Genomic DNA, 25,061 nt, shown 5'->3' on the forward strand with positions numbered 1-25,061 from the left:
TCGGCGACGCCTACTCGAACCCGTCCTCGAAGACGAAGGTGCCGTCGCGCTGGACGACCTCGCCGTCCACCTCGATGACGGACTCCTCGCTCATGTCCACGATCATGTCGACGTGTTCGGCGCTCTCGTTGCGGTCGTTCTCCTCACCCACCGTCTCGGGGTAGGCGTTGCCGACGGCCATGTGGACCGTGTCGCCCATCTTCTCGTCGAACAGCATGTTGTAGGTGAACTGGTCGATGCTGCGGTTCATCCCGATCCCGAGTTCGCCGAGGTAGCGCGCCCCCTCGTCCGTCTCCAGAATCCCCGTCAGGACGTCCTCGTTGCGCTCGGCGCTGTGGTTTACGACCCTCCCGTCCTCGAACTCGAGGCGTGCGTCCTCGATTTCGGTTCCTTTCCGGTAGAGCGGCATGTCGAAATGCACCCGGCCTTCGACGCTGTCTTTGACCGGCGCGGTGAACACCTCGCCGCCGGGGAGGTTGTGCTCGCCGTAGTCGTTGAGCGTCTCGTTGCCCGCGACGGACATGCGGACGTCCGTCTCGTCGCCGCTCCGGATGCGCACCTCGTCGGCCCCGTCGAGGATGTCGACCATCCGCGCCTGCTGTTCCTTCTGGGCCTCCCAGTCGAGCGTGACGGCGTCCCAGACGAAGTTCTCGTAGCCTTCGGTACTCATCCCCGCGAGCTGGGCGTGTCCCGACGACGGATACTGGGTGAGACACCAGCGCTTTTCGAGGCGTTCGTCGAGGACCGGGCGGTACGCCCGCCGGTATGCGGCGTTCGTCTCGGGGGCGACGTCCGCCTCCTCGCTCACGTTCGGGCCGCCGCGCGCGATGACGAACACGTCCGTCTCCTCGTAGAGGGCGAGCTGGTGGTCCGGGGTTTCGAACTCGTCGCTGTTGCGGAGGTACGCCCGGGTCGCCCGCCCGGAGTTGTTCAGGTAGACGGGGTTCGCGCCCCGTTCTCCGACGATCTCGTGCAGTGCGACGGCGAGTTCGTCGGCGACGGCGGGCAGCGAGATGACGACGTCGTCGCCCGCTTCGATGTTCGTCGAGTGATCGGCGATCACCTCGGCGTGTTCGCGGATTCGCGGATCCATACTCGCCCTTCCGCCGCCGCCCGCAAAACCCCTTTCGTCGGCGGAGCGGTGGAATCACCGGACGCCTCGGTGCCGCCGAAACCTCTTTCACTCGTGTCAAATATACAATCATATCGGTGGGGTAGCCATGCCAACGTTCATCTCCCTCGTCGAATACACGGCGGCGGGTATCGCCAACATGAAAGAGAGCCCGGAGCGTCTCGAACGCGCCGAAGACGTCGTCGAGTCGATGGGCGGGGAACTGAAGGAGTTCTACCTGACGATGGGGCAGTACGACGCCGTCGTCGTGATGGAGTTCCCGGACGCCGAGTCCGCCGCGCAGGCGGCGATCACCATCGGCGAGGCGGGGGCCATCGAGACGGAGACGCTCACGGCGTTCCCCGAAGACGAGTACCGCGACCTGATAGCCGAACTGCCCTGATACCGGCGGCGACCAGCGCGTATTTCTTCGCCCGGACGCATCTCCCGGTATGATCGACCTCCGGAGCGACACCGTCACCCGCCCGAGCGACGCGATGCGAGCCGCCGCTCGCGACGCCGACGTCGGCGACGACGTCTACCGCGACGATCCGACCGTCAACGAACTCGAAGCGCGCGCCGCCGACCGCGTCGGCACGGAAGCCGCCCTGTTCGTCCCGACGGGGACGATGGGCAATCAAATCGCCGCTCGCGTCCACGCCGATCCCGGGTCGGAGGTCCTCTTAGACCCCGAGACGCACACGTTCAAGTGGGAACTCGGCGGTCTCGCCGACCTCTCGGATCTGCAGACGCGGACCGTCGAGCCGGCGGCGGGGGCGGTCTTCACGCCGAAACAGATCCACGCGAACGTCGTCGACGAGGACCTCCACCGGCCGGGGACCGGGCTGGTCGTCGTGGAGAACACTCACAACGCCCGCGGCGGCGTCGCCACCCCGCCCGAGGCCCTCGACGCGGTGGCCGCGGCGGCGCGCGAGCACGACGTCTCCGTTCATCTCGATGGCGCGCGTCTGTTCAACGCCTGCGTCGCCCTCGACGTCGCCCCCGACCGGATGGTCGACGCCGTCGATTCGGTGATGTTCTGTCTCTCGAAGGGCCTCGGCGCGCCCGTCGGGTCGATTCTCGCCGGGTCCGAGGCGTTCGTCGACGAGGCCCGTCGCGTCCGCAAACTGTTCGGTGGCGGGATGCGCCAGGTCGGCCTCGTCGCCGCGCCCGGACTGCTCGCCCTGGAGAACGTCGACCGCCTCGCCGACGACCACGACAACGCGACGGTCCTCGCGCAGGGCCTCGACTCGATTCCGGGGCTCTCGGCTCCACGGCCGGAGACGAACGTCGTCCGGGTGAACTCCGCGGACGCCGGCCTGACGGCCGAGGAGTTCGTCGCCGCCTGCGAGGACCACGGCGTCGCCGGCGGTGCCTTCGGTGAACACGTCACTCGCTTCTGTACTCATCTCGACGTCGACCGCGGCGACGTCGAGGAGGCGGTAGCGAGCGTCGCGGAGGCCGTCGACGACTACAGTTCGGGTTCGATGTAGGCGAAGCGGATCCGCTCGTCTACCTCCTGGAGTTTGGTCTCTATCTGCGTGATGTCCTCGTCCAGTTCGCTCGTGTCGAGCTCCGGGTCGAAACTCACCTCGGCGGCGACGAGGATGGACTCGGGGCCGACGTACATGGTCCGGAAGTGGTCGACGTGGACGACGCCCCGGTGTGTTCGGACGACGTTCTGCAGTTCGTCGCCGAGCTTTGGCGGCACGCTCTCGCCGAGGAGGAGGCGTTTGTTCTCCCACGCCAGTGCGAGCGCGAAGCCCATCAACAGCAGGCCGATGAGGACGGCCGCCGCGGCGTCGTACGCGGGGTTGTGCGTCCACCGCGAGAGAGTGATGCCGACGAGCGCCAGCGCCGCGCCGACGAGGGCGATGGTGTCCTCGGTGAACGCCGTCAGCGTCGTCACGTCGCTCGTCGTCTTGAACGCCTCGACGAGGTCGTCCCAGCCGTATCGCCGCATCTGCCGGCTGAGTTCCGCGAACGCCTTGTCGAGAGCGTACCCCTCGAAGGCGATCGCGCCGAGGAGGATGGCGACGTTGATGAAGTAGGCGTCGACGCTGACGCCGACCACCGGCAGCGTCACCGGGCCGGTCGGTCCGGCGTGCGTGCCCGCGGTGAGGGCGTTGTAGCCGTGTTTGAGGCTCTCCCACCCGGCGATGCCGAAGAGGAACACCGAGACGAGGAAGCTGTAGAAGAACTGCGCCTTCCCGTAGCCGAACGGGTGTTCGATCGACGGCGCTTTCCCGCTGTACCGGATGCCGATGAGGAGGAACACCTGATTGCCCGTATCCGAGATGGAGTGGTACGTCTCCGAGAGCATCGACGGGCTACCCGTCAGCAGAAACCCCCGAACTTCAACACGGCGATGGCGCCGTTGGCGACGAGGGCGGCGATGACGACGGAGCGATTGCCTGCCATGGTCGGCCTGTCGGCGGGCGGCCGATTAGACCTTCCGCCCGAGACGGAGCGCTTTCCCGCCCCACCCCCGTAGCGCCGGTATGCTCACCGTCGTCTCCGATACGCACGGCGCGGCCGACGCCCGCCTCACCGGGCGGACGCTGACGGCCGTCCGCGACGCGGACGTCGTCGTCCACGCGGGTGATTTCACGGCCGCGGCGGTGCTCGACGCCTTCCACGCCGAGAGCGACCGCCTGTTCGCCGTCCACGGCAACGCCGACGCCCCGTCCGTCACCGACCGACTGCCGTCGGCGCGCACCTTCGAGTACGGCGGCGTCCGGTTCGCCGTGACGCACACGCGGCGCGGCGGCGCGACCGGCCTCTCGATGTTCGGGCGGGAACGCGACGCGGACGTCGTCGTCTCCGGCCACACCCACCGCCCCAGCTTCCAGACGGGCGACCCCGCGCTGTTGAATCCGGGGAGTCACGCCGAGCCGCGGGGACACGAGGCGGCCCACGCAGAGCTGACGCGGACGGAAACGGGACTCGAGGGACGTCTCCGTGCGGTCACGGGCGAGACGCTCGAGACGTTCGCCGTTCGGGCGACGAGGCGTCGCTGGGCGTCAACGGGGGAGGGGAGAGGGACGCGCGGTCTTCAGGTGAATGGAGGGCCGAAGGGGGACCGCGCGGTTACGGCTACGCCCCGTCGTTCAATATAAACTCGGTAAGCTCAAAACGCCGTTTTACCCAAAACGCGGGCGCTACTGCGGCGTCTTCGAGGGGCGGACGACCTCCGTCGCGAGCGAGTCCGGCGGGCGTCGCGCGCCCCGCGTCGAAACCGCTTAGTGTACGCCGCCGAAAGGCGGACACATGGCGATCAGTATCGACGACCCCGTCCTCCTCGGTCTCATCGCGGTGATGTTACTGCTGGTCTTTTTCGCCTATCTGTTCGTCCGGCGGACGCTGCTGAGTCTCCGCGAGGGGTACGACGAGGCGTCGCATCGATAGCCCGGTACGGCTTAGTACCCCCGAACACAGGGAGGGACAATGGTCGCGGCCGGGACGCTGGCGACGTTGGTCGTAGCGGGTCTCGCGAGTCTCTTCATGGCGTGGGCCATCGGTGCCGGATCCTCCGGATCGACGCCCTTTGCCCCCGCCGTCGGAGCGAACGCCATCTCCGTGATGCGGGCGGGGTTCGTCGTCGGCCTCCTCGGCTTCGCGGGAGCCGTCCTGCAGGGAGCGAACGTCACGCAGGCCGTCGGCACCCAGCTCATTCTGGGCCCTTCGCTCACGGCGACGGCCGCCATCGTCGGCCTGATGACCGCTGCCATCCTCGTCGCCATCGGTGTCTTCACCGGCTACCCCATCGCGACGGCGTTCACCGTCACCGGGGCCGTCGTCGGCGTCGGCCTCGCCCTCGGCGGCGACCCCGCGTGGGCGAAATACCAGCAGATAGCCACGCTCTGGGTCCTCACACCCTTCGTCGGCGGCGGCTCTGCCTTCCTCACTGCCGTCGCGTTGCGGACCGAGCGCCTCTCGGAACGGGCCGTCGTCTCGGTGCTGGCCGCCGTCGTCGGCGCACTCGTCGCCAACATCGAGTTCGCGGCCCTCGGCTCCGGCGACGGGGGCGGGACGCTCGCCGGAACGCTGGGTGCGGCGGCCGGAGTGTCCGCCGGTCGCGCCGTCGTCACGCTGGCGTTCGCTGCGGTCGCCGGCGGCGTGTTGTTCCGCGAAGTGACGCGGCGGCGGCAGATCGCCGAGCGTCGATTCTTGCTCGTTCTGGGCGCGCTCGTCGCCTTCTCCGCGGGCGGGAGCCAGGTTGGTCTGGCGATCGGGCCGCTGGTTCCCCTCCTCGACGAGGTGGCTGTCCCGCTGTGGGCGGTACTCGTCGGCGGTGGTTTGGGGCTGCTCGCCGGTTCGTGGACCGGTGCGCCCCGGATGATAAAGGCGCTCGCACAGGACTACTCCTCGCTCGGGCCGCGACGCTCCATCGCCGCGCTCATCCCCTCGTTCGCCATCGCTCAGACCGCCGTCGCCTTCGGCGTCCCCGTCTCGTTCAACGAGATAATCGTCAGCGCCATCATCGGGAGCGGCTACGCCGCCGGCGGCGGCGACGTGAGCCGGCGGAAGATGCTCTTTACCGTCCTCGCGTGGCTCGGATCGCTCGCGATCGCTCTCGCCGTCGGCTACGGCGCGTTCGCCGCCATCTCGGCGCTCTAGGGCTCTATTTCCGCCTCGCCTTCCGCCGCCTCCGCCGGCCGCCCCTGCGTGGTGATGCGGGCTTTCATGATGCGGGTGTTGTCCACCTGCTCGATGCGGATGGTCACGCCGTCGTACTCGATCTCCTCACCCTCTTCGACGAGGCGGCCGGCGCGGTTGAAGATGAAGCCGGCGAGCGTCTCGAACTCCTCGCCCTCCGGAAGTTCGAGGTCAAGCACTTCGTTCACCTCGTCGATGTTGACGTCGCCACGGACGAGGACCACGTCGCCGTCGAGGAACTCGAACGGCTCTTCCTCGTCGCCTTCGAGGATGTCGCCGACGATCTCCTCGACCATGTCCTCGAGGGTGATGAGCCCCTCCGTCGTGCCGAACTCGTCGATGACGATGACCATCCGCATCCGGTTGTCTTGCATCTCCTGGAGGAGTTCGTCCACGTTTTTCGACTCGGGGACGTGGAGGGTCGGCTGTACCACGTCGGTGAGGTCGACCGACCCCTCGCCGTAGTGTTTCTGACGGATGAGATCCCTGAGGTTGACCATTCCGACGATGTTGTCGAGGTTGCCTTCGTAGACGGGGATGCGCTCGTGGTCGCTCTGGACGCACGTCTCGATGGCCTCGTCGACGCTCGCGGTTTTCGGCACCGCCGTGACGTCGAGGCGCGGGGTCATCACCTCCTTTGCGATCGTCCGGTTGAACCGGAAGATGCGCTGGAGCATCTCGCGCTCCTCCTCCTCGATGACCCCCTCGCGTTCGCCCGTCTGGATGATGTCCTGAATCTCGTCGCGGGTGACGTAGGAGGTCTCGATGGCCGATCGCCCGCCCGTAACGCGGTTGACGACCCGCGTCAGGTGGTCGAAGACGACGACCAGCGGCAGGAGGACGTACTCGGAGTATTTCAGCGGGCGGGCGATGCGCAGCGCCCACGACTCGGTGTTCTCGACGGCGTAGGACTTCGGCGCGCTCTCGCCGAAGAGCAACACGAGCGTCGTGATGCCGAACGTCGCGGCAGCGACGGCCTGTCCCTGCCCGAGACCGACGTAGACGAACAGCCCCGTCGCGATGGACGACATGGCGATGTTGACGATGTTGTTGCCGACGAGGATGGTGATGAGCAGTCGGTGCGGGTTCGACTTCAGTTCTTGCACCGTCTTCGCAGAGGGGACGTTGTCCTCGGCGAGGGCGTCGACGCGGTGTTTCGCCAGCGAGAACATGGCGATCTCCGAGGAGGAGAAAACGCCGACAGCGCGATGAGAACGAGTATTGCGACCACCCCACCGACGGTGATGGCGGTATCAGACACCTGCGGAACGGCAATCTGTGCCGGGCCGAGGGACGCGGCGGTACTCACGACGAGCGACAAACCCATGAACACGCTTGCTTGTCGGGGACTGGAATTAAGAGTTACCCTCCGAACTGCCGAAAACGCCGGCGTCGGTAGCGAGACGCCCCGGCGACGCGCCGGCGTGGGGAGACTGACGGTCCCCCGGCGTCCCGCTGCCCCGAGCGAAGGGCTTACGCGGCGGCCGCCCGAACGAACGCCCATGCCCGCCGACAGCCCGCCGATCACGCTGTATCGACTGCAGGCGTGCCCGTACTGCGAGCGCGTCGTCAGGGCGCTTCAGGACCACGACGTCCCCTATCGGTCGCGCTTCGTCGAGCCGATGCACTCCGAACGGGACGCGGTCAAGCGCCTCGTGGGCGCGCGGACGGTGCCCGCGATCCACGACGAGAACACCGGCGTGACGATGGCCGAGTCCGCGAACATCGTCGAGTACGTCGAGAAGACGTACGGCGGCGACGGCGCGGTCGTCGAAACCGACGACGGGGGCGGCCTGATGGTCGACTTCGACGTCGTCGAACTCGGCGATACCGACCACGTCGCCGAGGGCGACACCGCGCCGGATTTCACCCGACCGCTCGTCAACGACGAGTACTGGGAGGACGCGTCGCTGTCGGACCTCACGGACGAGGGCCCCGTGTTGCTGGTCTTCTCCCCGATGGACGGGGCGTTCCCGGCGACGTACGTCTGGAACGAACTTCGCGACCGGGAACTCGGCGACCGCCTCACCGTCGTCGGCCTCTCCATCTCGACGCCGTACGCCCACAAGCGCCTCGTCGAGGAGCGGGGGATGGACTACCGGCTTTTCTCGGACCCGTCGAACGCGGTCGCCCGCGAGTACGGCATCGAACACGACCTGGACGGCATGGCCGGCATCGAGGAACCCCGGCCGGCGGCGTTCGTCCTCGACGCCGACCGCACGGTCGAGTACGCGTGGGTCGCCACCGAGTGGCCGGAGTTCCCCGACTACGACGAACTCGAACGCCAGGTTCGGCGCGTCGCCTGACGGATGCGCGAGGACGTCGCCGCCGCCGTCGACGCCGTTCGACGCGGAGAGCTCGTGGTCTACCCGACCGAGACGGTTTACGGCCTCGGTGCCGACGCCTCCTCGGCGGCCGCCGTCGAACGGGTCTTCGAGCTGAAAGGCCGGCCGCGGGAGGATCCGCTCTCTTTCGCCGTTCCCGACGTCGACGCCGCCCTCGATTACGTTCGGCCGACGCCCCGTGAGGAGCGGTTCATGCGCGACTTTCTCCCCGGCCCCGTCACCGTCGTCGTCGAGCGGGCCGACGCCCTCCCCGACGTCCTCACGGCCGGTCGGGACCGCGTCGGCGTCCGCGTCCCCGACCACGAACTCGCCCGGACGTTCCTCCGCGGCGTCTCGCCGACCCCCGTGACGGCGACGAGTGCGAACGTCAGCGGCTCGCCGAGCGTCACCCGCCCGTCGGACCTCGATGCACGCGTGCGCGACGGCGTCGCGGCCGTCGTCGACGGCGGCGAGACGCCCGGCACCGAGAGCACTGTCGTCGACCCCGGCACCGGCGACGTTCACCGCCGCGGCGCGATGGCCGAGGACGTCGCGGCGTGGCTCCGCTCGGAGTGACCGGCGGGCCTTCGTCGCGCTACCGCCGTGTCGCGTCGAGCAACGACCGGAGCGAGTGCGTTTTCACCCCGCATTCGGTCCGGTAGTCACACGATTCGCACTTCGATCGGTCGTCCACCCGCGGCGGCGGGCCGTCGAGTTCGCGGAGGTGGCGTACCGTCCGCCGGTACGCCGCTCGATTCCGGGTCGTCAGCCTGACGGTCCTGACGACGCCGTACGCCGGATACTCGACGATCGCTCGCGGAATCTCCCGCTCGCGCTCCCACGCGAGCGCCTTCGCGATGGCGACGGCACGGACGCGCTGTGGCTTCCAGACGCCCGATTCGGGCGGCGTCCCCGGTGAGACGAACGTCGGCGTCGGCGGATCGCCGGCGAGGAGTTTGTCGGCGACGCCGCGACAGTCCTTCCCGTGGAGGCGAACCGACCGCTCGCTTGGGTCCGCCAGTTCGTCCCAGTCGTCCCGCGCAGCGAGTCGGTCGAGCGCCGCCCGGTACGTCGCGGGCGACGGTTCGATCGGGAGGCGTTCGAGGATCGCGTCGGCGGCGTCGCGCCGGTCGGCGTACTCGAACGCGAGTCGGCGACGCGCCTCGACTTCGGGCGGCGGCGCTCGGTCGTCGTCGCGTCGAACGTAGTAGCACTGGCGGAGGCAGTACGCGGCGCGGGAGAGGTCGCTGAACGTCGGCACACGGGATTTGGCTCCGGATTCCTACTTGAACCTTCGCGGTGGGCGGGGTCCGCCCGGACCGCGCCTGCCTCTCGCCGGCCGGCAGTATCATTATGGTCGTGACCCCCGGATACCAGTCTATGGCTCTCGGGACTCGCTGTTTCACCTGCCGGTCGCCGGTCGACGCCGCGACGGAGACGCGCTACGGTCGCGTCCGCCGCGCCGACGACGTCGACGCCCCCGACCGATTCGTCGTCTGTGGCGCGTGTCGCCCCGAGGTCACCGACCTCACCAGACACTGGACGCAGCGATCCCCGTCGGAGACGGCCTGTAGTTTCTGTGACGCCGATGCCGCCGATTCGACGACCCTCGACCTCGCGAGCGTCGGCCTCGACGGCCGCGTCACCTCGCAGGGAACGTACCTGCTCTGTCCCACCTGCGTCGGCGTCTTCGAGACGTTCCTGCGCGACGTCCGGACCGACGCGTTCCCTCCCGATCCACCCGCGCCGTGGCAGGTCACGACCGACGACGCCGCCGACGTGTACGAACGCCGAGCGTCGTCGCTCCGGGTCGCCGTCGTCTGGGACGAGACGTTCGAGGTGCGCGTCCGCCGGGCCGACGCGCGGGCGACGACGCTCGTCGAAACCGACGACTACGCCGAGGCCACCGCACACGCCACGGAGTTTCTCGAAGCCGTCGAGGAGGCGTCCGCCGGCGACGACCCCGCGAGCGCCGTCGCGGACGTCATCGGCGAATCGCTCGACGCCTGCGGCGGGCGTTTCGCGACTCGCCGGCGGGACCCGTTCGCGAACCCCAGCGGTCACGTCGGCAGTCGGCGGCCGGCGACGACGGCCGCGAGACACGCGACGCAGATGACCGCCAGTCCGGGTACGTACGACGCGGTCAGGTCGTAGAGCGTTCCGACGAGGAAGGGACCGAGGAAGCCCCCGAGTTCGCCGACGGCGAACACGAGTCCGACGGCCGTCCCGGTCAGTTCTGGACCGACGCCGTCGAGTTCGGCCGGGATCATCCGCACGAGCGGCGAGAGGCCGCCGACGGCGACGCCGACGCCGACAGCGCCCGCGACGGGGACGACGAAGGCGACGCCCGGTAGCAGGAGCACGGCCGTCCCGAGCGCACACCCCGCGCCGCAGACGGCGACGACGCCGCCGCGGTTCCCGATGCGGTCCGACACGGCCGGCACCGTGAGCGTGCCGACCGCCTCGGCGACGACGAAGCCGCTCGTCACCGTCGCCGCCAGCGCGGGCGACACCCCCGCGCCCGCAACACCGTGGCCAGCCAGTTCTGCAGGCCGTGGACGACGACGAGATACACGACGCCGACGACGACTAGCCACCGCATCGCCGGCGTCGCGAACACCTGCCGGACGTCCCGCCGGAGCGCGGCGACGCCCGAGCGGTCGCTTCGGCGGTCGCTCGCGCCGTTCTCTCGGAGGACCGCCGACGGGGCCAGCGAGACGGCGAGCCACCAGCAGACGGCGTACGCGAGGACGCCGCCGCCGACGGCGGAAAAGAGCGGGCGCCACCCGCCGAGCATCGGGCCGACGACGCCGCGGCCGAGACTGAACGCCGCGGCCGTCCCCGCAAACGACCCGAGCATGTAGATCGACGAGGGCGTCCCCGACGCGTCCGCCGGAAACAGCTCCGCGACGAGTTTGGGTAGGCCGAACGTGACGGTCGTCCCGCCGACGCCGACGACGACGGTCAACGCGAGCATCGCCGCGAAGGAGTCCGCGCTCGCCCGCCCGACCTGTGCCGCGCCGAACAGCACCAGCCCCGTGCCGATGGCCCGATACGGGCCGACGCGGTCGGTCACGACCCCCGAGAACAGCGCGACCGGGACGTAGGTCAGGGGATCGCTCCCGTGAGAACGCCCGCCTGCGTGCTCGTCAGACGCAGGTCGACGACGATCTCCGAGAGGTAGGCCGCCAGCGAGAACCAGACCAGCATCAGGCAGGCGTACGCCCCCGTCCCCAGCGCGAGGAGGCCGTAGCGCAGTCGGCGGGTCGTCACGCCACGGCGTTCCGGTGGAGCCTGTATCAACGTACCGGTGGCGACCGTCTCGACCGGAGCGTCGCGGGGCTCCCGGCTGTGCCGGTCTACTCGACTGCGCCCTCCGAATACAGCGTTCGCAGCCCGCTTCCGACGAGGAGGAGCCCCGGGAGGACGACGAGGAGCGCGTGCCCGACCGGCTGCTGAGCGAAGTGGACGATCAGCCCGACGTACGGGACGTGGAACCACACCGTTCCGACGATCTGGGCGGGCTCGACGGGTTCGGGGTCGGCGGCCTCGTTCGCGTCGCCTTTCGTCCGGAACACGACGCCGCCGTCAGTCCGACGCCGCTCGACCACTCGGTGTGTGACCCGGTTCGTCCCCTCGCCGCCGACGTCGCGCTCCGCCCGGTAGGTGACGATATCGCCGACGTCGATCGCCCGGGTCGGGGTCGACCGCACGACGACGACGTCGCCCGACCGGATCTCCGGCTCCATGCTCCCGCTGAGGACGACGTAGCTGTCCTCCGCGCCGATCGCGCCCGGAACCGCGAGGACGGCGACGAGCGCGACCGCTGCGACGACGATCAGTGTGACGGCAATTCGAGCGACGTCGCGGAGTTTATCGGACATACGTACTGAGAACACCTCGGCTCGTGTCGGCCGGCACGGGGTCGCCCGACGAATCGGCGATCGTCCCGACGTCGTTCGCGCCGCCGACGTCGTCGAGGAACTGCAGATGCGCGTTCGAGGAGCCGACGAACACGAGTTCGACGGCGTCGTCGCCGTCGAAGTCACAGGGGGCGACGGCCGTCTTCGACGCCGTGCTCCCGGCGGTGAGGGATTTCTCGACCCAGCCGTTCGCCCCGACGAGGCCGAGTCCGCCGGAGCCGTTGACCGCCGGAACCACGACGCCGTAGCCACCGACTGCGCTGGGGCGACCGGCCCCGTAGTTGTTGTTCGACCCCGGCCCCGTGCCCGTGGACTCGATGCCTCGGCTGGCGTTCTCCCCGGACGGGACGATGTAGCGGATGGTCCCGGAGCCGTCGACGAAGACGAACTCCGCCGTCCCGTCGCCGTCGATGTCGCCGGCACCGAGCACCGCCTTCACGCCGTTCCCGGGCTCGGACACCTGTTTCGCCGTCCCGCCCGGGGCGACGCGGAAGAGTTTGCTCTCGTTGCTTCCGGGGTAGTACACCGACAGCGGATGGCCGTTCCACGCCGCCGTCGCGAGGACAGATTTCGCTCCCCGGGGTGGTCGCGCCGCGCTGGTGTCGAGCGCGGTCTGTGTCCCGTCTGCGGCCACCAGCCGGAGCGTCCCGCCGCCATCGACGAGCGGGACGTGGTAGGAACTCCCGCCGAACCCGGTCTCGACCGGTCCGAGCACGTCGACGTCCGTGACGCCGTAGGCCGTCGTTCCGCCCGACTGCACCAGCGAGTAGAGCGTGCCGCCGTCCGTGTAGGCGACTCTGGCGCCGTCGCCGCCCCACGTACCGGTCGCGAGCGTCCCGCTGGCGGTTTCGCCGTCGATGAACGCCGCCGTCGTCCCGCCGATCAGGCCGGCGGACGCCAGGCTCCCGCCCGCGACGCTCACGAGCACCTCGCGCCGACCCAGACGTTCGGTCATGCGTGGACGTAGTCGAGATGGGCGAGACAGCGAGGCGGTCCCGCCCGCAGTGGTCGATGCGATACCTCGGCGGCCGCGTCAGACCTGGTTCAGCGTGAGATCGAAGTTGACCGTCGTCTCGTCGCGCTGTACGGCGTTCGTCGCCGACTGGGGCAGTTGCCACTTCACGTAGAACTCCTTGTCCGTGGAACTGGAGTCCGCGAACGTCGCCGTCGAGTAGCTCGTCGTGGTCGGATACTGAGCGACGGGGGCGAAGCTCAGCGACGCACCGCTCCCGTTGGCGACGCTTCCGTCGGATTTCAGCCCGTAGTCGTACGAGGGGTCGAACTGCCCTTCCGTGCCGCTGCTCACGCTGGCTTCTTCGACCCACATCTTGATTTCGAGAGCTTCCGAGAGCGGGACGTTCGTGCCGCCTTCGGCGTCCTCCTCGGGCGTCGTCGAGGCCACGTCGGTGTTGTCGACGCTCGCGATCGCGACGGAGAGCTGTCCGCCTGCTGTGCCCGTACTCGTGACGACGACGGACGAACTTCCGCTGTCTCCGGGTTCGATGCTGCCCGACTGGAACGAGAGCGTCTGCGTCCCTTTGTCGAGCGTGATCGATTCGGTCGAGAGACTGCTGCTACTGGTCTCGGTGTCGCTGAACGCCGCGAACGTCCCTGCGCCGACGGCCGCACTCCCGACGCCGATCGTCGTCAGTGCCGCCAGTGCCTTCCGTCGTGAGAGTGGGTGAGAGTCCTCTGACATTGTTCCGTGGCTCCGGACCGCGCGGGTCCTGTGAAGCCTGCCTTTCGATACGCTGGAGCCGTGGAAGTCCGAGGTGGCTAATTGCTTTGGAGGTCGAGGAAATCGCCGGCCTAATCGTTCCCCGCTCGGTTCGAGCAACCCCGGCACGGTCACCGCGTTCCCGGACCACGCGACTCCCCGAGCTATAGGAGAAAATATAAATCGGCAATCGCCTTAGTCGAGCAAGTGATGCTAACCCGTAGCAGAGACGGCACCGTCGATGAATCGCCGCCGAACGTGCGATGGAATCCGGAGAGATGACCTGGTCTCCGGAGTTCGCCGACGCCGCCGCTCCCGACGTCGATTCACGAGCGCTGCAGGACGCCGTCGAGTACGCGAAGATACACGACACGCCGTCGGAACAGCTCCCGTACGATTTCTCGTCGCTGGGGATCGATACGGAGGAAGAACATGCGACGCTCATCGGTCCGATGCCCGATCGGCGTGGCGGGCCCAGTGGTGTCGTGCTCAAGGACGGTCACGTTCTGGCCGAGTGGGGCGATACGACGAGGGTCGAACACGCGTTCAGTATCTCGAAGAGCTTTCTCTCCATCGTCGGCGGCGTCGCATACGACCGGGGACACATCGCTGACGTAACCGACCCGGTTCGGGAGTACATAGATGGCGGTGGGTTCGACTCCCCACACAACTCCGAGATCACCTGGGAACAGCTGTTCCAGCAGACCAGCGAGTGGGAGGGAACGCTGTTCGGGAAACCCGACGTCATCGACCGATACCGGCCCGTCGGGACGGCGGATCTGGACGGCGAAAAGGGCACTCCCCGCGAACTACGGGAACCCGGCACGTACTGGGAATACAACGACGTTCGGGTGAACCAACTCGCGCTGTCGCTACTTCGCCTCTGGAAGAAGCCCCTCTACAAGGTCCTGCAACACGAGGTAATGAACCCCATCGGAGCGTCTTCTACCTGGGAGTGGCACGGCTACTACAACTCGGACGTCGAGATCGACGGCCAACGGATGAAGAGCGTCTCCGGTGGCGGCCACTGGGGTGGTGGCGTCTGGATGAACACTCGCGATCTGGCTCGGGTCGGCCAGCTCATGTTGAACGGGGTAGCTGGGGAGAGAAGCAGATTCTCTCCCCGAGTGGATCGACATGGCAACGACGCCGTGCTCTCTCCAGCCGACCTACGGGTATCTCTGGTGGCTCAACGAAGATCGAGCCCTCTGGCCCAGCGCCCCCGAAAGCAGTTTTGCGGCCATCGGAAGCGGTTCGAACGTCGTCTGGGTCGACCCGGAGCACGATCTCGTCGTCGTCTCGCGATGGCTGAAGAAAGCCGAACAGGAGGGGTCTCGCAGACCGAACATGGACGAGCTCTTCCAGCGAGTGATATCCGCCGTGCAGTGAGTGATCTCCCTCGACCCGGCGGGAATTTCACGGGACGCCGCTCGGCTCCGTCGCTCTCTGTTGAACGGGTCCTGTTCTTGGCGCTCTTCGACGCTCTTTTCCTGCCAGTGGCACGCGACGACGTGCGACGAGTCCTCGCTTCCCGAATCGCCGCTCACTTGCTCGAGTTCCGGCTCTCGATCGACACACTCGTCGCCGATGAACTCCGGACACCGGCTGTGGAACGGACATCCCTCCGGCGGATTAGACGGACTCGGCGGAGTGCCTTCCAGCAGGATGTCGCGGCGAGAGCGCTTCTTGTCCACCCGGGGGATCGAATTCATGAGCGCGCGCGTGTACGGATGCTGCGGGTTCTCGAATATCTCCTCGGTCGACCCTTTCTCCGCGATCTTCCCGAGATACATCACGGCAACGCGATCGCTGATGTGTTTGACGACGCTCAGATCGTGAGCGATGAAGAGATAGGAGATTCCGTATTCCGCTTGCAGCCGTTTCATCAGATTGATGATCTGCGCCTGGACGCTCACGTCGAGAGCGCTAACGGGCTCGTCCGCGATGATGAGTTTCGGCTCGACGGCCAGTGCGCGGGCGATCCCGACGCGCTGTCGCTGCCCGCCACTAAACTCGTGGGGATACCGATCGAGATGGGACTCCTGTAGCCCGACTTCCTCGAAGAGCTCGATGACGCGCTCTCGCTTTTCGTCCCCGGACGCGAGATCGTGAATCTCCAGTGGCTTGGCCACGATCTCGCCGACCGTTTTCCGAGGATTCAGCGAAGACATCGGATCTTGGAAGATCACCTGGATGTTCTTGCGCAGTTTCTTTAGGCGGTCCCCCGAGACGTCCGTGATCTCCTGGTCGTCGAAGTGGATCGACCCGTCACTCGGTTCGTAGAGGCGAGCGACCGTGCGACCGAGCGTCGTCTTCCCGCAACCGCTTTCTCCGACGACGCCGACGGTCTCGCCCTCTCGGAGTTCGATATCTACGCCGTCGACCGCGCGAACGAACTCTTCGTCCCCGAGGAATCGGCTAATAATGCCTGTTTCGACAGGGAAATGCTTCTTGATATTTTCCGCCGTTAGGAGAGGAGAATCGACTGATTTGGCTTTCTGGGACATTGTCGTCACCTTTTGCGTCGGTACCGTCTAGATTGCAGGGTTCATCAAACCAGGGGTTCCTCGTCGGCCGTTCTGACAGCGCCCGTAGGTGAACCCGTCCCGAACCGCGTCGCCGTCGACGGCGGAGGGGGCCGCGTGCGAGGGAGTTCCGGTGAACGGGCGTCGTGTGCCTACACCCGGCAGTCCCCGACCGGCGTCTCGCGAACGACCGACCTGAAAGAAAATGGCGAGGCGGGCGTTCCGCGGCTTCAGTCGCGCGTCACTGCCGCTGCAGGTTTGCGAGAACCCTGGCCGAGGTCTCGATCCCGTTTTTGAAATTGTCGAGGGACATGTGTTCGTTCGGAGCGTGGTTGTTCTGATCCGGGTTACCGTACGGTACGACGAGCACCGGGACCTCGAGCACGTCTTTGAGATACCCCGCTGGGAGACTTCCGCCGAGGACTGGCATCTCGACGGCCTCCTCGTTCCACGTGGTCGTGGCCGCGTCTCTGATCAACTCCGCGTACGGTGTTTCCGGATCCGTTATCATGGGGAGGAACGTGCTGAGTTTCCGCACCGAGATTTCCGGATCGAGCGCCGTCAACCGCTCCTCGACGTGCGTAAACACTTTATCCGGATTTTGACCGGGCAGCAGTCGGATGTCGAACTTCGCCGTCGCCTCGTGCGGGATGATCGTCTTCATCCGGTCCCCCTGATAGCCACTGGTGAGGCCGTTTATCGAGAAGGTCGGTGACAGGGCTATTCGCTCGTAGTACGTTTGGTCTTCGGACCGCGCTAACCGTGAGAGCCCCAACTCCGATTTGGTTGCCTCGTGATCTACGGGGACGGTAGAAGCCATCTCCGCGTACGTATCGGGGAGGTCGATGTCCTCGTCGAGTACGTCCAGCGTTCCGTGAGTCCCGTCGAACAGCGTATCGAGGGCCGCGACGAGGTCGTTAGCGGCGTTCGGTATCGGTCCCCCGAAGTTCCCGGAGTGGACGTCCGTGTTCGCTTTCGTGATCGTCGCTTCCATCGCGAGCAGCCCTCGGTTTCCGTAGACGATGGTCGGGCGACGTGAACCGTGCATCGGGCCGTCCGAGATGTAGACGAAATCGCACTCCAGTTTCTCGGCGTGGGTTCGGAGAAAGTCGTGGAACCCGGTGCTACCGTTTTCCTCCTCGCCTTCGAAAACGTACTTGACGTTTACGTTCTGTTCGTCAGCGACCTGGTGGAGGATCTCGAGAGCGAAGATGTGCGCGACGAGTTGGCCCTTGTTGTCGCCGCTGCCACGGGCAAAAATCGACGTCCCACAGTCCGCACAATCCCTGACCGTGGGGTCGAACGGCGGCGAATCCCACCGTTCGCGATCACCAGGTGGCTGTACGTCGTAATGTCCGTAGAAAAGCACGGTCGGCGAGGAATCGTCGACGATCTTCTCCCCGTATACGACGGGGCTGTGTTCGGTGGGGATGATCTCGGAATCGATCCCGTATTCGTCAGCAGTCCGGCGACGCTCCGTGCACACGCTTCGATTCCGTCACCGGTCGAGCTAACGCTCGGTTGGGCGAGCAGTTCCAGTAGCTCTTCTTGGTATCTCTCGACGTTCTGCTCGACTAAATCGGTGATTCCGTTCGCCATGAACTCCCCTTTCTCCGACACCAATTAACGATTCTCATATCGGAGAACGCAGGGGGATACGGACGAACTGCTCTCGCCCGACAAACCGAATCGAAAAGTAGCCGGGGGAGCCGCTCGGGCTTGGCGTGCCAAACGGCGGGTGGATTAGACCTGTTCGGACGGCCCTTCGTGACTTTCGGGCGCGGCCGGACGGTCTGTCAGCTCTTTGTTTACCTCGTCGCTATGGAGATGGCACGCTGCTGTATGTTTTTCCCCGACGTCGTACTCGACGAGTGGCTCCGTACAGCCCTCGAACGCGTACTCACACCGTTCACGGAAGGGGCAACCGGCCGGTTTATCTACCAGGTCCGGCACGGATCCTGGGATGACGTCCAACCACTCCCTGTCGTCTGTTATCTGCGGAATGCTCTTCATGAGGGCCTGCGTGTACGGATGCTTCGGGTCCTCGAATACGTCCCCGGTCTTTCCTTTCTCCATCAGTTCCCCCGCATACATGACCGCGAGCCGATCGCACGTCTCGTGAATGACTCCCAGGTCGTGAGTGATCAGAACGACCGAAACGTCGAATTCGTCGCGTAGTTCCAGTAGTTCGTGGAGAATCTGGGCCTCGACGCTCACGTCCAGCGCCGTCGTCGGCTCGTCAGCGACGATCAACGAGGGATCGCCGGCGAGGGCCTGTGCGATCATTACTCGCTGTCGCATCCCGCCACTCAGCTGATGGGGATACTCGTGGGCTCGCTGTTCCGGATCGGGGAGACCGACCATATCCATTAGCTCGATCGCTCTCCTCCAGGATTCACTCTCGTGAGAAGCCCCCGTTACGTATTTTCGTTTCATCTCGCTCCAGAACCCGGACGATTCGGACGTATCGAGATGATGGCGCGCGACCTCGGCGATCTGCTCACCGACCGTCATAACGGGGTTCAGGCTCGTCATCGGGTCCTGGAAGATCATGCTGATCTCCCCGCCCCGGATTTCCCGTATCTCCGGGGGCGACTTTTCGAGCAGGTCTTCCCCTTTGAAACGGATCGCGTCCGCGTTGATCACGCCCGGCGGCGATTCGATGAGTTGCATGATCGAGCGTGCCGTCACGCTCTTGCCGCTCCCACTTTCGCCGACGACACCGAATATCTCGCCGTGTTCGACGGAGAACGAGATCCCGTCGACGGCTTGAACTCTTCCGTCCTCAGTGTCGAAGTGCGTGCGGAGGTTCTCGACCTCTAGTAGTGGTTCTGCCATCTGTTACGTTCCTCCAGATTCCTTGACGTCGAAGGCGTCTCTGAGCGCGTCCCCGAAGAGATTGATACCGAGAACGGTGATCATGATGATCAGTCCGGGGATGATTGATATCCACCACGCCTGCTGGATAAATCCTCGTCCCTGGCGAAGGAGGGACCCCCACGTCGGAGTGGTGATTTTCACACCGATCCCGAGGAACGAGAGGGTGGCTTCCGTCAGGATCGCACGCGCCGTAGAGACCGTATACTGAACGAGGATCGGGGCGACTGCGTTCGGCAGGATCTCTTCGAACATGATCTTGAATTTCCCCATCCCGATAGATTCCGCCGCTAACGTGTACTCTTCCTCCCGGATGGAGAGGACTTCACCGCGGGTAATGCGGGCGAAGTCGTCGATCAGGGCGAAGCCGATGGCGAAGATGGGTACCCAGATGCTCTGACCGTGGATGGCGACGGCCAGGATCGCGATCAGTAACGCCGGGAACGCCCACATGGTGTCGACCATCCGCATTAGCAAATCGTCGACCCAGCCGCCGTAGTATCCGGCGTACAGTCCCATGGGGACCCCGATTAGCGTCCCGAACGCGACGGCACTCAGCCCGACGGCCAAGCTAAGCCTCGCGCCGAAAACTACCCGTGAGAGCAGATCTCGACCGAACGAATCCGTCCCGAGCGGGTGGGCACCCGTGAACGTCGGCGGTTGCATCACGGGGAAATTCTGCGACATCGGATCGTACGGGGCGATCACGGGGGCAAAGATCGCTATCAGCGACACTACTGCGACGATCGACAGCCCGACCTGTGCTTTGCGGTCGCGTTTGAGGATACGGGAGAAACGCTCCAGCAGGTTCGATCTGATCCCGAAGAGATGTGTCTCCGAACCGCCAGTCAGTCTCCTCGAAACGGTGTTTATTAGCCTCGAAATCATTTATGACTCTCCTCCATACCTGATCTGTGGGTTGATTAATGTGTACACGAAGTCGATCACCAGGTTCATACCGACGAACAGGAAGGAGATCGTGATGACGCTCCCCTGGATAACGGGGAAATCCCGCCGCTGGATAGACCCGATCAGGAGACGTCCGAAGCCGCTCACTCCGAACACCAGTTCGACGGCGACGACGCCACCGAGCAAGACCGCAAAGAGGATTCCAGCGACCGTTACCACTGGGATCAGAGCGTTCTGTAATCCGTGTTTGAATACTACGAGGTTCTCGTCCAGCCCCTTCGCGCGGGCCGTCCGGACGTAGTCCTCGCTCATCACTTCCAACATCGAAGACCGAACCATCCGCATGAGGATCGCCCCGTAGGGCACACCGACTGCGATAGCGGGAAGGATGATGTGAGAGAGCCACGAAACGAGCCCCTGGGAGATCGCCGTATATCCGTAGATCGGAATCGGAGTCGTGGCGAACACCAAGACCAGCAGAATCCCGATCCAGAACTCGGGCATACTGAGGCCCAGGAATGCGAGTATCGTCGCGACGTAATCCTCGGGCTGATACCGTCGAAGCGCGCTGATTATCCCTGCCGGGAGCGCGATGCTGACCGCGATCAGCATCCCGAGCGTTCCGATGCTTAACGTCGGTTCGATCACCCCGACGATCATCTCTAGCACCGGCTGATTGGAGAAGAACGACGTTCCGAGATCACCTTGGGTGATGTCGGTCATCCAGTTGATATACTGTACGTGGACCGGTTCGTCCAGATTCATCTGTTCTCTCAGTGCTTCGATAGCCGAAGGTCGCGCGTCGCCGCCAAGTAAGAGCCGTGCTGGGTCACCTGGGACCGATCGAACGGCCAGGAATACGACCGTCGCAACGACATAAATGACTACCAGCCCGTGCGCGACACGTTTGGCAAGATAGCGTTGCATACTCTGAAATATTGTGGTAGGGAGGGCCGCTACTGCTCGAGGACGCGTAGTGGAAGTTACTCTGGCCGACCGGGGTTTCGAACCCGCTGAGTGAGTCGGAGTAGGGCCGCACTTCCCGAAGGAACGCGGTCATCGCGTAGGGCGCGTCTTCCACGAAGATCTCCATCATGTCTTTGAGGATCGGGACCCGGTCCTCCGGAGCCGCCTGGCTGAAGTCTTCCTGCATGAGCTGATCGAACTCCTCGTTGGAGTAGAGACCCTTCTGCCAGACGCCCTTGTTGTTCTCGCCCGTCGGCGTGTGCAGCTGTTTCCAGTGAGACATCCACGGATCCATGTCCTGGGCACCGTAGGCGATGACCAGTTCGTGCGTGTACGCGTACAGGAGGTCGTAGAACTCGGAGAACTGCACCACGTTCAACTCGAGGTCGATGCCGACGTTCGAGAGCTGCGCCTGGAGAACGGTGGCTTCTCGTTCCCAGCCCGTGGGGGCGAGAAGCGACATCGACACCCGAGGCTCGCCCGTGTATCCGGCTTCCTCCAGCAGCTGTTCGGCCTGCTCCGGGTCGTGTTGCTGCTGGGGCATCTCGTCGTGCGGGAGCCATCCGACCTGGTAGTTGTACAGCTGATGTGCCTCCCGGGCCGTCCCGAAGTACGCCCGCTCGACGATCTCCGTTCTGTTGATCGCCAGAGAGATCGCTCGGCGGACTCTGGCGTCGGTGGTCGGGAGGTCCGTGCCTTCCCACTTGTCCGTGATTTCCTCACTCCCGCTCGCCCTGCGCGCCCACTCGGGGTGTTCGTGGGGTTTGACACAGAGCGGGGCCAGGCAGTGCCACGTCGCGGTCGAGACGTTTCGAACGCTGATGTTCGGAGCCTGTTCGGCCTGCTGGGCCTGCTGTGGCGGCATGTTGTCCGAGTAGTGCATGGACCCGGACCGGACCGCGTTCCAGGCCGTGGTCGCCTCCGGAACGATGTTGAACGTCACCTGGTCGAGGTACGGCAGCTGATTTCCGTCGCTGTCGGTCTCCCAGTAGTCGTCGTACGCCTCCAGCGTGATCGAAGAGCCAGAGTCCCGATTCGTGATCTCGAAGGGACCGCTGCCGACGGGCATCCGATCGTACTCCTCCGGATCCTCTTCGTAGGCGGTCTGGTTGATCACGGTCGACACGCGGCCGACCCCTCGGGTGAGGAAGCTGATGAACGGCGCTTGCGGTTGTGAGAGCGAGATCGTGAGGCTCGTCGGATCCGGCGCTTCGATGCTTTCGATCGCCGAGGTGTTCCCCTGTCGGGGAGACGCGTCGTTCTCCATCAGGCTCTCGATCGACCACTTGATCGCCTCGGAGTCGAGCGTGTCCCCGTTGTGGAAGGTGACCCCCTCCGCGATGGTGAATTCGTACGTCGTGTTGTCCGGAATAGTCCAGTCCGTGGCGAGGTCGCCGACGATCTCCGCGTTGTCGTTCAGTTTGAGCAGCGCACTGAAGATGTTGGAGGCAACCTGGACTTCGAAAGCCTGGTTGATCCGATGGGGATTGAGGTGAGCGACCTGGTCGATGCCAGCGAGCGCGGCCTCGACGCTCCCGCCCTGGCTCCCGGTGCTCGGCGTTTCCGTCTGCGTAGTTCCTCCATCACCGCCGTCGGAACCGCCCCCGGCCGTGCCGCCACCACCGTCGCCGCCACTCCCGCCGTCTTCGCCGGAACATCCCGCTAGCGACGCGATGCCACTGAATCCAGCGAGGCTGAAGAGTTTGGTAGCTGTCCGTCGATCGATCTTTGGGCCTTCAAGGTCACTTCTGTCAACCTTTGGCATGAGGCATACCTTCAACTCCATGCTATTAAATCTCTCTCTTGCGTAATGCTAATGCCCGGCAAGTGACTTGTGTTCAATATTGTTCTATTATCTTACTGTATTTGAACAATTTTCCCATCAAACTCGGTTAACTAAGTGGGATTTGTATTATATTGGGGTGTACTACAGTATAGCGGCAAAAATAACGCTCTATTTGGTGAGCTCGACTACATATGAGTAACTTTCATCCAAATTACGTTATTTTCCGTATATTTACATGGTAATCAATGACGGTTCGACACCGCATCCGTCGGTTCGACCGTCGTTCGAGCGTGACTCGACGCCAGCCTATCCGGGGTTCACGGCCGAATCGGTAGTTCGACGTGGGTCGGGTACTCCTCGTTGTGATGGATCGTATTCGTGGCAACCTGGTACTCTCGATCGCCGTACAGCGGCCCGCCTGTGTTGTGATTTACGTCGTAGCGGGGGTAATTCGAGGAGGAAATGTCCAGCCGAATCCGGTGTCCCGGCTGAAACACGTTCGCGCTCGGATACGGCTCCATGTAAAACTCGTACACTTCCCCCGGTTCGACGAAATCTTCGGTCCGTCGGTATCCTCGATACCGCGCTCGGCAGATCGAGTCCGAAATGTTCAGTGCGAACCCTTCCGGGTACTCAGCGCTCGGGGGTATTCGTCGATCAGTTTCGCGGTGAAATCCGTGTCCGGTGCGTCCGTCGCAGCGAACAGGCGGACGCGGATCGGCCCCGCGATCTCCACTCGGTCCGACAGCGGTGGCGTTTTGAAGGAAACGACGTCGGATCGGTTCTCCAACGGTCCGTAGGGAGGGTTCGCGCCAGCAGTGCTCGGCTTGGTCCGTTGGTCGTAGCCTCCACGGCCAGTAATACTCACTCTCCGCCGTTCGCGGAGGGGATACTCTTCGATCGACTCGTCACGAGGCTCGAACGTGTAGTACGACGAGCAGTTACCGCCCACCGTCGGGACGGGATCGTGTGGGTCGAAATCGTACGTCGTCGTCCCCGCGTCGTTCGTCGGCCGCTCTCGCGAAAGCGACTGGTCGTCGTGCAGGAAGTATTTCGTGAACTCGGTCCCTGGCAGCGGCCAGTCGTCTGCGCTCTCCCACGCTCCGCCGTGGTGGAGTCTCCGGTTCCGAACGTCCGTCGATTCGTGGGTCCCCATCCTGAAATACTGTACACGTGGCTGATCGGCCCAACTGTCTTTCCCCAGGAGGTAGTGGTCGAAGAACCGTAATTTCGTCTCCAAGTGGTCGACGATGGCGTCTCGGCCGAAATCGATGTCACCGGAGAACGTCCGCGTCCACGTGTCCTGTCCCCCGTGTGTCCACGGGCCGACGATCAGAAACTGATCGCTCTCCAGGTGGTCCGTTACGGCTTCGAAATTGTCTATCGTCGCCTTGGTGTAGGAGTCGTACCAGCCCCCGAGTACACTGCCGGGACGTCCGCCATCTCGTCGTAGTGCGCCTCGAAATTGATCGAAGGATCGTCCCAGTGTTCGTCGCTCCCTTCGGTGGTCAGATAGTCGAACAGATACTCTTCGTAATTCGGGAGGTTCGCTAGCGGAGATTGGCCTTCGAGCACCGGCTCGTCCGCCAGCAGATCGCGCATGTCAACCGCTGCCATCCGCCGTTGGAGGTCGGGGTCTTCGAGACAGCGTTTGGCGAACCCTCCGCCGAGGGTGAACGCCCACGTAAGCCAGCGGAGTTCGAACGCGCCGTTGTGTCTCAGCGTGGCCTCCCACGCATTGGCCCCCCTGATTGACGAACATCGCTGACAGCCCCTCGGGTTTCTGCGTCGCTAACGCGTTCTGCACCCACGCCATGTACGACGTACCCATCGTCCCGACCTGGCCGTCGACGAACGGCCGGTCCGCGAGCCATTCGACTGTATCCGCCCCGTCTTCCGCTTCGTTTTTCAGCAAGTAGAACTCGCCCTCGCTCGCGTACCGCCCTCGAACGTCTTGCATAGCCACGACGTATCCTCGTTTCGCGTACCACCGACCCTGCGTCTCCACTCTGTCGTAGGCGCGTTTGTCGTACGGCGTCCGAACGAGAAGCGCGGGCCTCGGTTCGCTGATGGGGTCACCCGTCTCCGGGTCCGCAGGCCGGTATACGTCCGTAGCTAATCGGGTGCCATCGCGCATTTCGACCATACGGTCGTGATAAACGACGTTATCGAACCGTTCATCAGTTGTCATGGCACGACATTTCTACAGTAGATAATAAATACCGGGGAACACCGATCGGTCTCGCAGAACGCAGAGCGCTACC

Annotated in this window: 21 protein-coding genes and 6 pseudogenes; 10 read left to right on the top strand and 17 right to left on the bottom strand. The window is 65.0% G+C overall.

Annotated elements, in window-relative coordinates:
- Positions 1-10: 10 nt before the first annotated feature.
- Positions 11-1,093, bottom strand: a complete 1,083-nt coding sequence (locus ACFQJD_RS17335; protein ID WP_379799881.1) for an aminopeptidase — start codon at positions 1,091-1,093, stop codon at positions 11-13.
- 127 nt (positions 1,094-1,220) lie between these two features.
- Between ACFQJD_RS17335 and ACFQJD_RS17340 the strand changes: the two genes are divergently transcribed.
- Positions 1,221-1,514, top strand: a complete 294-nt coding sequence (locus ACFQJD_RS17340) for a GYD domain-containing protein (protein ID WP_379799883.1) — start codon at positions 1,221-1,223, stop codon at positions 1,512-1,514.
- Between the two features lie 49 nt (positions 1,515-1,563).
- The gene (locus ACFQJD_RS17345; RefSeq protein ID WP_379799885.1) at positions 1,564-2,604 is read left to right on the top strand and encodes a threonine aldolase family protein; all 1,041 of its coding nucleotides are present in this window, start codon (positions 1,564-1,566) and stop codon (positions 2,602-2,604) included.
- Here ACFQJD_RS17345 and ACFQJD_RS17350 read toward each other — a convergent pair.
- A pseudogene (locus tag ACFQJD_RS17350) lies at positions 2,583-3,532 on the bottom strand (cation diffusion facilitator family transporter). The gene ACFQJD_RS17345 and the pseudogene ACFQJD_RS17350 sit on opposite strands and share 22 nt — an antisense overlap.
- A gap of 80 nt (positions 3,533-3,612) precedes the next feature.
- On the opposite strand from ACFQJD_RS17350, the pseudogene ACFQJD_RS17355 reads away from it, so the two are divergent.
- The 3 genes and pseudogenes from ACFQJD_RS17355 to ACFQJD_RS17365 all read left to right on the top strand — a co-directional run.
- Positions 3,613-4,110: pseudogene (locus tag ACFQJD_RS17355) on the top strand (metallophosphoesterase); the annotation flags it as partial.
- Positions 4,111-4,381: 271 nt separating this feature from the next.
- A complete protein-coding gene (locus ACFQJD_RS17360) occupies positions 4,382-4,519 on the top strand; it encodes a hypothetical protein (protein ID WP_379799887.1) in 138 nt (45 codons plus the stop codon).
- Positions 4,520-4,558: 39 nt separating this feature from the next.
- Positions 4,559-5,731 (top strand): inorganic phosphate transporter, encoded by a 1,173-nt coding sequence (locus tag ACFQJD_RS17365; RefSeq protein ID WP_379799889.1) that lies wholly within the window; start codon positions 4,559-4,561, stop codon positions 5,729-5,731.
- Here ACFQJD_RS17365 and ACFQJD_RS17370 read toward each other — a convergent pair.
- Positions 5,728-7,001, bottom strand: a pseudogene (locus tag ACFQJD_RS17370) (hemolysin family protein). The gene ACFQJD_RS17365 and the pseudogene ACFQJD_RS17370 overlap by 4 nt on opposite strands.
- 271 nt (positions 7,002-7,272) lie before the next feature.
- On the opposite strand from ACFQJD_RS17370, the pseudogene ACFQJD_RS17375 reads away from it, so the two are divergent.
- The 3 genes and pseudogenes from ACFQJD_RS17375 to ACFQJD_RS17385 form a co-directional block, all read left to right on the top strand.
- Positions 7,273-7,515 (top strand): annotated as a pseudogene (locus tag ACFQJD_RS17375) (glutaredoxin family protein); the annotation flags it as partial.
- A gap of 51 nt (positions 7,516-7,566) precedes the next feature.
- A complete protein-coding gene (locus ACFQJD_RS17380; protein ID WP_379800582.1) occupies positions 7,567-8,076 on the top strand; it encodes a redoxin domain-containing protein in 510 nt (169 codons plus the stop codon).
- A gap of 3 nt (positions 8,077-8,079) precedes the next feature.
- On the top strand, positions 8,080-8,670 hold the full coding sequence (locus tag ACFQJD_RS17385; RefSeq protein ID WP_379799891.1) for an L-threonylcarbamoyladenylate synthase: 591 nt from the start codon (positions 8,080-8,082) through the stop codon (positions 8,668-8,670).
- Positions 8,671-8,689: 19 nt separating this feature from the next.
- Here ACFQJD_RS17385 and ACFQJD_RS17390 read toward each other — a convergent pair whose 3' ends face one another.
- Positions 8,690-9,355 (bottom strand): CRISPR-associated protein Cas4, encoded by a 666-nt coding sequence (locus ACFQJD_RS17390; protein ID WP_379799893.1) that lies wholly within the window; start codon positions 9,353-9,355, stop codon positions 8,690-8,692.
- 119 nt (positions 9,356-9,474) lie between these two features.
- On the opposite strand from ACFQJD_RS17390, the gene ACFQJD_RS17395 reads away from it, so the two are divergent.
- Positions 9,475-10,248: a hypothetical protein gene (locus tag ACFQJD_RS17395; RefSeq protein WP_379799895.1), complete on the top strand. Its 774-nt coding sequence runs from the start codon at positions 9,475-9,477 to the stop codon at positions 10,246-10,248.
- Here ACFQJD_RS17395 and ACFQJD_RS17400 read toward each other — a convergent pair.
- From ACFQJD_RS17400 to ACFQJD_RS17425, 6 genes are all read right to left on the bottom strand, one after another.
- Positions 10,155-10,607 (bottom strand): hypothetical protein, encoded by a 453-nt coding sequence (locus ACFQJD_RS17400; RefSeq protein ID WP_379799897.1) that lies wholly within the window; start codon positions 10,605-10,607, stop codon positions 10,155-10,157. The genes ACFQJD_RS17395 and ACFQJD_RS17400 overlap by 94 nt on opposite strands.
- Positions 10,580-11,170, bottom strand: a complete 591-nt coding sequence (locus ACFQJD_RS17405) for an MFS transporter (RefSeq protein ID WP_379799899.1) — start codon at positions 11,168-11,170, stop codon at positions 10,580-10,582. The genes ACFQJD_RS17400 and ACFQJD_RS17405 overlap by 28 nt, the downstream gene beginning before the upstream one ends.
- Positions 11,171-11,202: 32 nt before the next feature.
- Complete coding sequence (locus ACFQJD_RS17410) at positions 11,203-11,367, bottom strand: hypothetical protein (RefSeq protein ID WP_379799901.1); 165 nt, start codon at positions 11,365-11,367, stop codon at positions 11,203-11,205.
- A gap of 86 nt (positions 11,368-11,453) precedes the next feature.
- Entirely contained in the window at positions 11,454-11,978 is a 525-nt protein-coding gene (locus ACFQJD_RS17415; RefSeq protein WP_379799903.1) for a signal peptidase I, read from the bottom strand.
- Entirely contained in the window at positions 11,968-12,972 is a 1,005-nt protein-coding gene (locus tag ACFQJD_RS17420; RefSeq protein WP_379799904.1) for a hypothetical protein, read from the bottom strand. The genes ACFQJD_RS17415 and ACFQJD_RS17420 overlap by 11 nt, the downstream gene beginning before the upstream one ends.
- 78 nt (positions 12,973-13,050) lie before the next feature.
- Positions 13,051-13,716: a TasA family protein gene (locus ACFQJD_RS17425; RefSeq protein ID WP_379799906.1), complete on the bottom strand. Its 666-nt coding sequence runs from the start codon at positions 13,714-13,716 to the stop codon at positions 13,051-13,053.
- 470 nt (positions 13,717-14,186) lie between these two features.
- On the opposite strand from ACFQJD_RS17425, the pseudogene ACFQJD_RS17430 reads away from it, so the two are divergent.
- Positions 14,187-14,816 (top strand): annotated as a pseudogene (locus ACFQJD_RS17430) (serine hydrolase); the annotation flags it as partial.
- Positions 14,817-14,903: 87 nt separating this feature from the next.
- On the opposite strand, the gene ACFQJD_RS17435 reads toward ACFQJD_RS17430, so the two are convergent.
- The 7 genes and pseudogenes from ACFQJD_RS17435 to ACFQJD_RS17465 form a co-directional block, all read right to left on the bottom strand.
- Positions 14,904-16,241 (bottom strand): ABC transporter ATP-binding protein, encoded by a 1,338-nt coding sequence (locus ACFQJD_RS17435; protein WP_379799908.1) that lies wholly within the window; start codon positions 16,239-16,241, stop codon positions 14,904-14,906.
- A 259-nt stretch (positions 16,242-16,500) separates the two neighbouring features.
- Positions 16,501-17,745 carry a M20/M25/M40 family metallo-hydrolase gene (locus ACFQJD_RS17440; RefSeq protein WP_379799910.1) on the bottom strand — a complete coding sequence of 415 codons (1,245 nt, stop codon included), beginning with the start codon at positions 17,743-17,745 and terminating at the stop codon, positions 16,501-16,503.
- A 257-nt stretch (positions 17,746-18,002) separates the two neighbouring features.
- Positions 18,003-19,097: an ABC transporter ATP-binding protein gene (locus ACFQJD_RS17445; protein WP_379799912.1), complete on the bottom strand. Its 1,095-nt coding sequence runs from the start codon at positions 19,095-19,097 to the stop codon at positions 18,003-18,005.
- Between the two features lie 3 nt (positions 19,098-19,100).
- Positions 19,101-20,024 (bottom strand): ABC transporter permease, encoded by a 924-nt coding sequence (locus ACFQJD_RS17450; protein WP_379799914.1) that lies wholly within the window; start codon positions 20,022-20,024, stop codon positions 19,101-19,103.
- Positions 20,025-20,972: an ABC transporter permease gene (locus tag ACFQJD_RS17455; protein ID WP_379799916.1), complete on the bottom strand. Its 948-nt coding sequence runs from the start codon at positions 20,970-20,972 to the stop codon at positions 20,025-20,027.
- A complete protein-coding gene (locus ACFQJD_RS17460; RefSeq protein WP_379799918.1) occupies positions 20,875-22,776 on the bottom strand; it encodes an ABC transporter substrate-binding protein in 1,902 nt (633 codons plus the stop codon). The genes ACFQJD_RS17455 and ACFQJD_RS17460 overlap by 98 nt, the downstream gene beginning before the upstream one ends.
- A gap of 338 nt (positions 22,777-23,114) precedes the next feature.
- Positions 23,115-24,988: pseudogene (locus ACFQJD_RS17465) on the bottom strand (CocE/NonD family hydrolase).
- Between the last annotated feature and the right edge of the window lie 73 nt (positions 24,989-25,061).

This window comes from Haloplanus sp. GCM10025708 (assembly GCF_042663985.1).
Classification (GTDB): domain Archaea; phylum Halobacteriota; class Halobacteria; order Halobacteriales; family Haloferacaceae; genus Salinirarus; species Salinirarus marinus.

Coding starts and splice junctions, on each gene's coding strand:
- ACFQJD_RS17335 (WP_379799881.1), bottom strand. CDS start 1,093: ATGGATCCGCGAATCCGCGAACACGCCGAGGTGATCGCCGATCACTCG.
- ACFQJD_RS17340 (WP_379799883.1), top strand. CDS start 1,221: ATGCCAACGTTCATCTCCCTCGTCGAATACACGGCGGCGGGTATCGCC.
- ACFQJD_RS17345 (WP_379799885.1), top strand. CDS start 1,564: ATGATCGACCTCCGGAGCGACACCGTCACCCGCCCGAGCGACGCGATG.
- ACFQJD_RS17360 (WP_379799887.1), top strand. CDS start 4,382: ATGGCGATCAGTATCGACGACCCCGTCCTCCTCGGTCTCATCGCGGTG.
- ACFQJD_RS17365 (WP_379799889.1), top strand. CDS start 4,559: ATGGTCGCGGCCGGGACGCTGGCGACGTTGGTCGTAGCGGGTCTCGCG.
- ACFQJD_RS17380 (WP_379800582.1), top strand. CDS start 7,567: ATGGTCGACTTCGACGTCGTCGAACTCGGCGATACCGACCACGTCGCC.
- ACFQJD_RS17385 (WP_379799891.1), top strand. CDS start 8,080: ATGCGCGAGGACGTCGCCGCCGCCGTCGACGCCGTTCGACGCGGAGAG.
- ACFQJD_RS17395 (WP_379799895.1), top strand. CDS start 9,475: ATGGCTCTCGGGACTCGCTGTTTCACCTGCCGGTCGCCGGTCGACGCC.
- ACFQJD_RS17415 (WP_379799903.1), bottom strand. CDS start 11,978: ATGTCCGATAAACTCCGCGACGTCGCTCGAATTGCCGTCACACTGATC.
- ACFQJD_RS17420 (WP_379799904.1), bottom strand. CDS start 12,972: ATGACCGAACGTCTGGGTCGGCGCGAGGTGCTCGTGAGCGTCGCGGGC.
- ACFQJD_RS17425 (WP_379799906.1), bottom strand. CDS start 13,716: ATGTCAGAGGACTCTCACCCACTCTCACGACGGAAGGCACTGGCGGCA.
- ACFQJD_RS17435 (WP_379799908.1), bottom strand. CDS start 16,241: ATGTCCCAGAAAGCCAAATCAGTCGATTCTCCTCTCCTAACGGCGGAA.
- ACFQJD_RS17445 (WP_379799912.1), bottom strand. CDS start 19,097: ATGGCAGAACCACTACTAGAGGTCGAGAACCTCCGCACGCACTTCGAC.
- ACFQJD_RS17450 (WP_379799914.1), bottom strand. CDS start 20,024: ATGATTTCGAGGCTAATAAACACCGTTTCGAGGAGACTGACTGGCGGT.
- ACFQJD_RS17455 (WP_379799916.1), bottom strand. CDS start 20,972: ATGCAACGCTATCTTGCCAAACGTGTCGCGCACGGGCTGGTAGTCATT.
- ACFQJD_RS17460 (WP_379799918.1), bottom strand. CDS start 22,776: ATGCCAAAGGTTGACAGAAGTGACCTTGAAGGCCCAAAGATCGATCGA.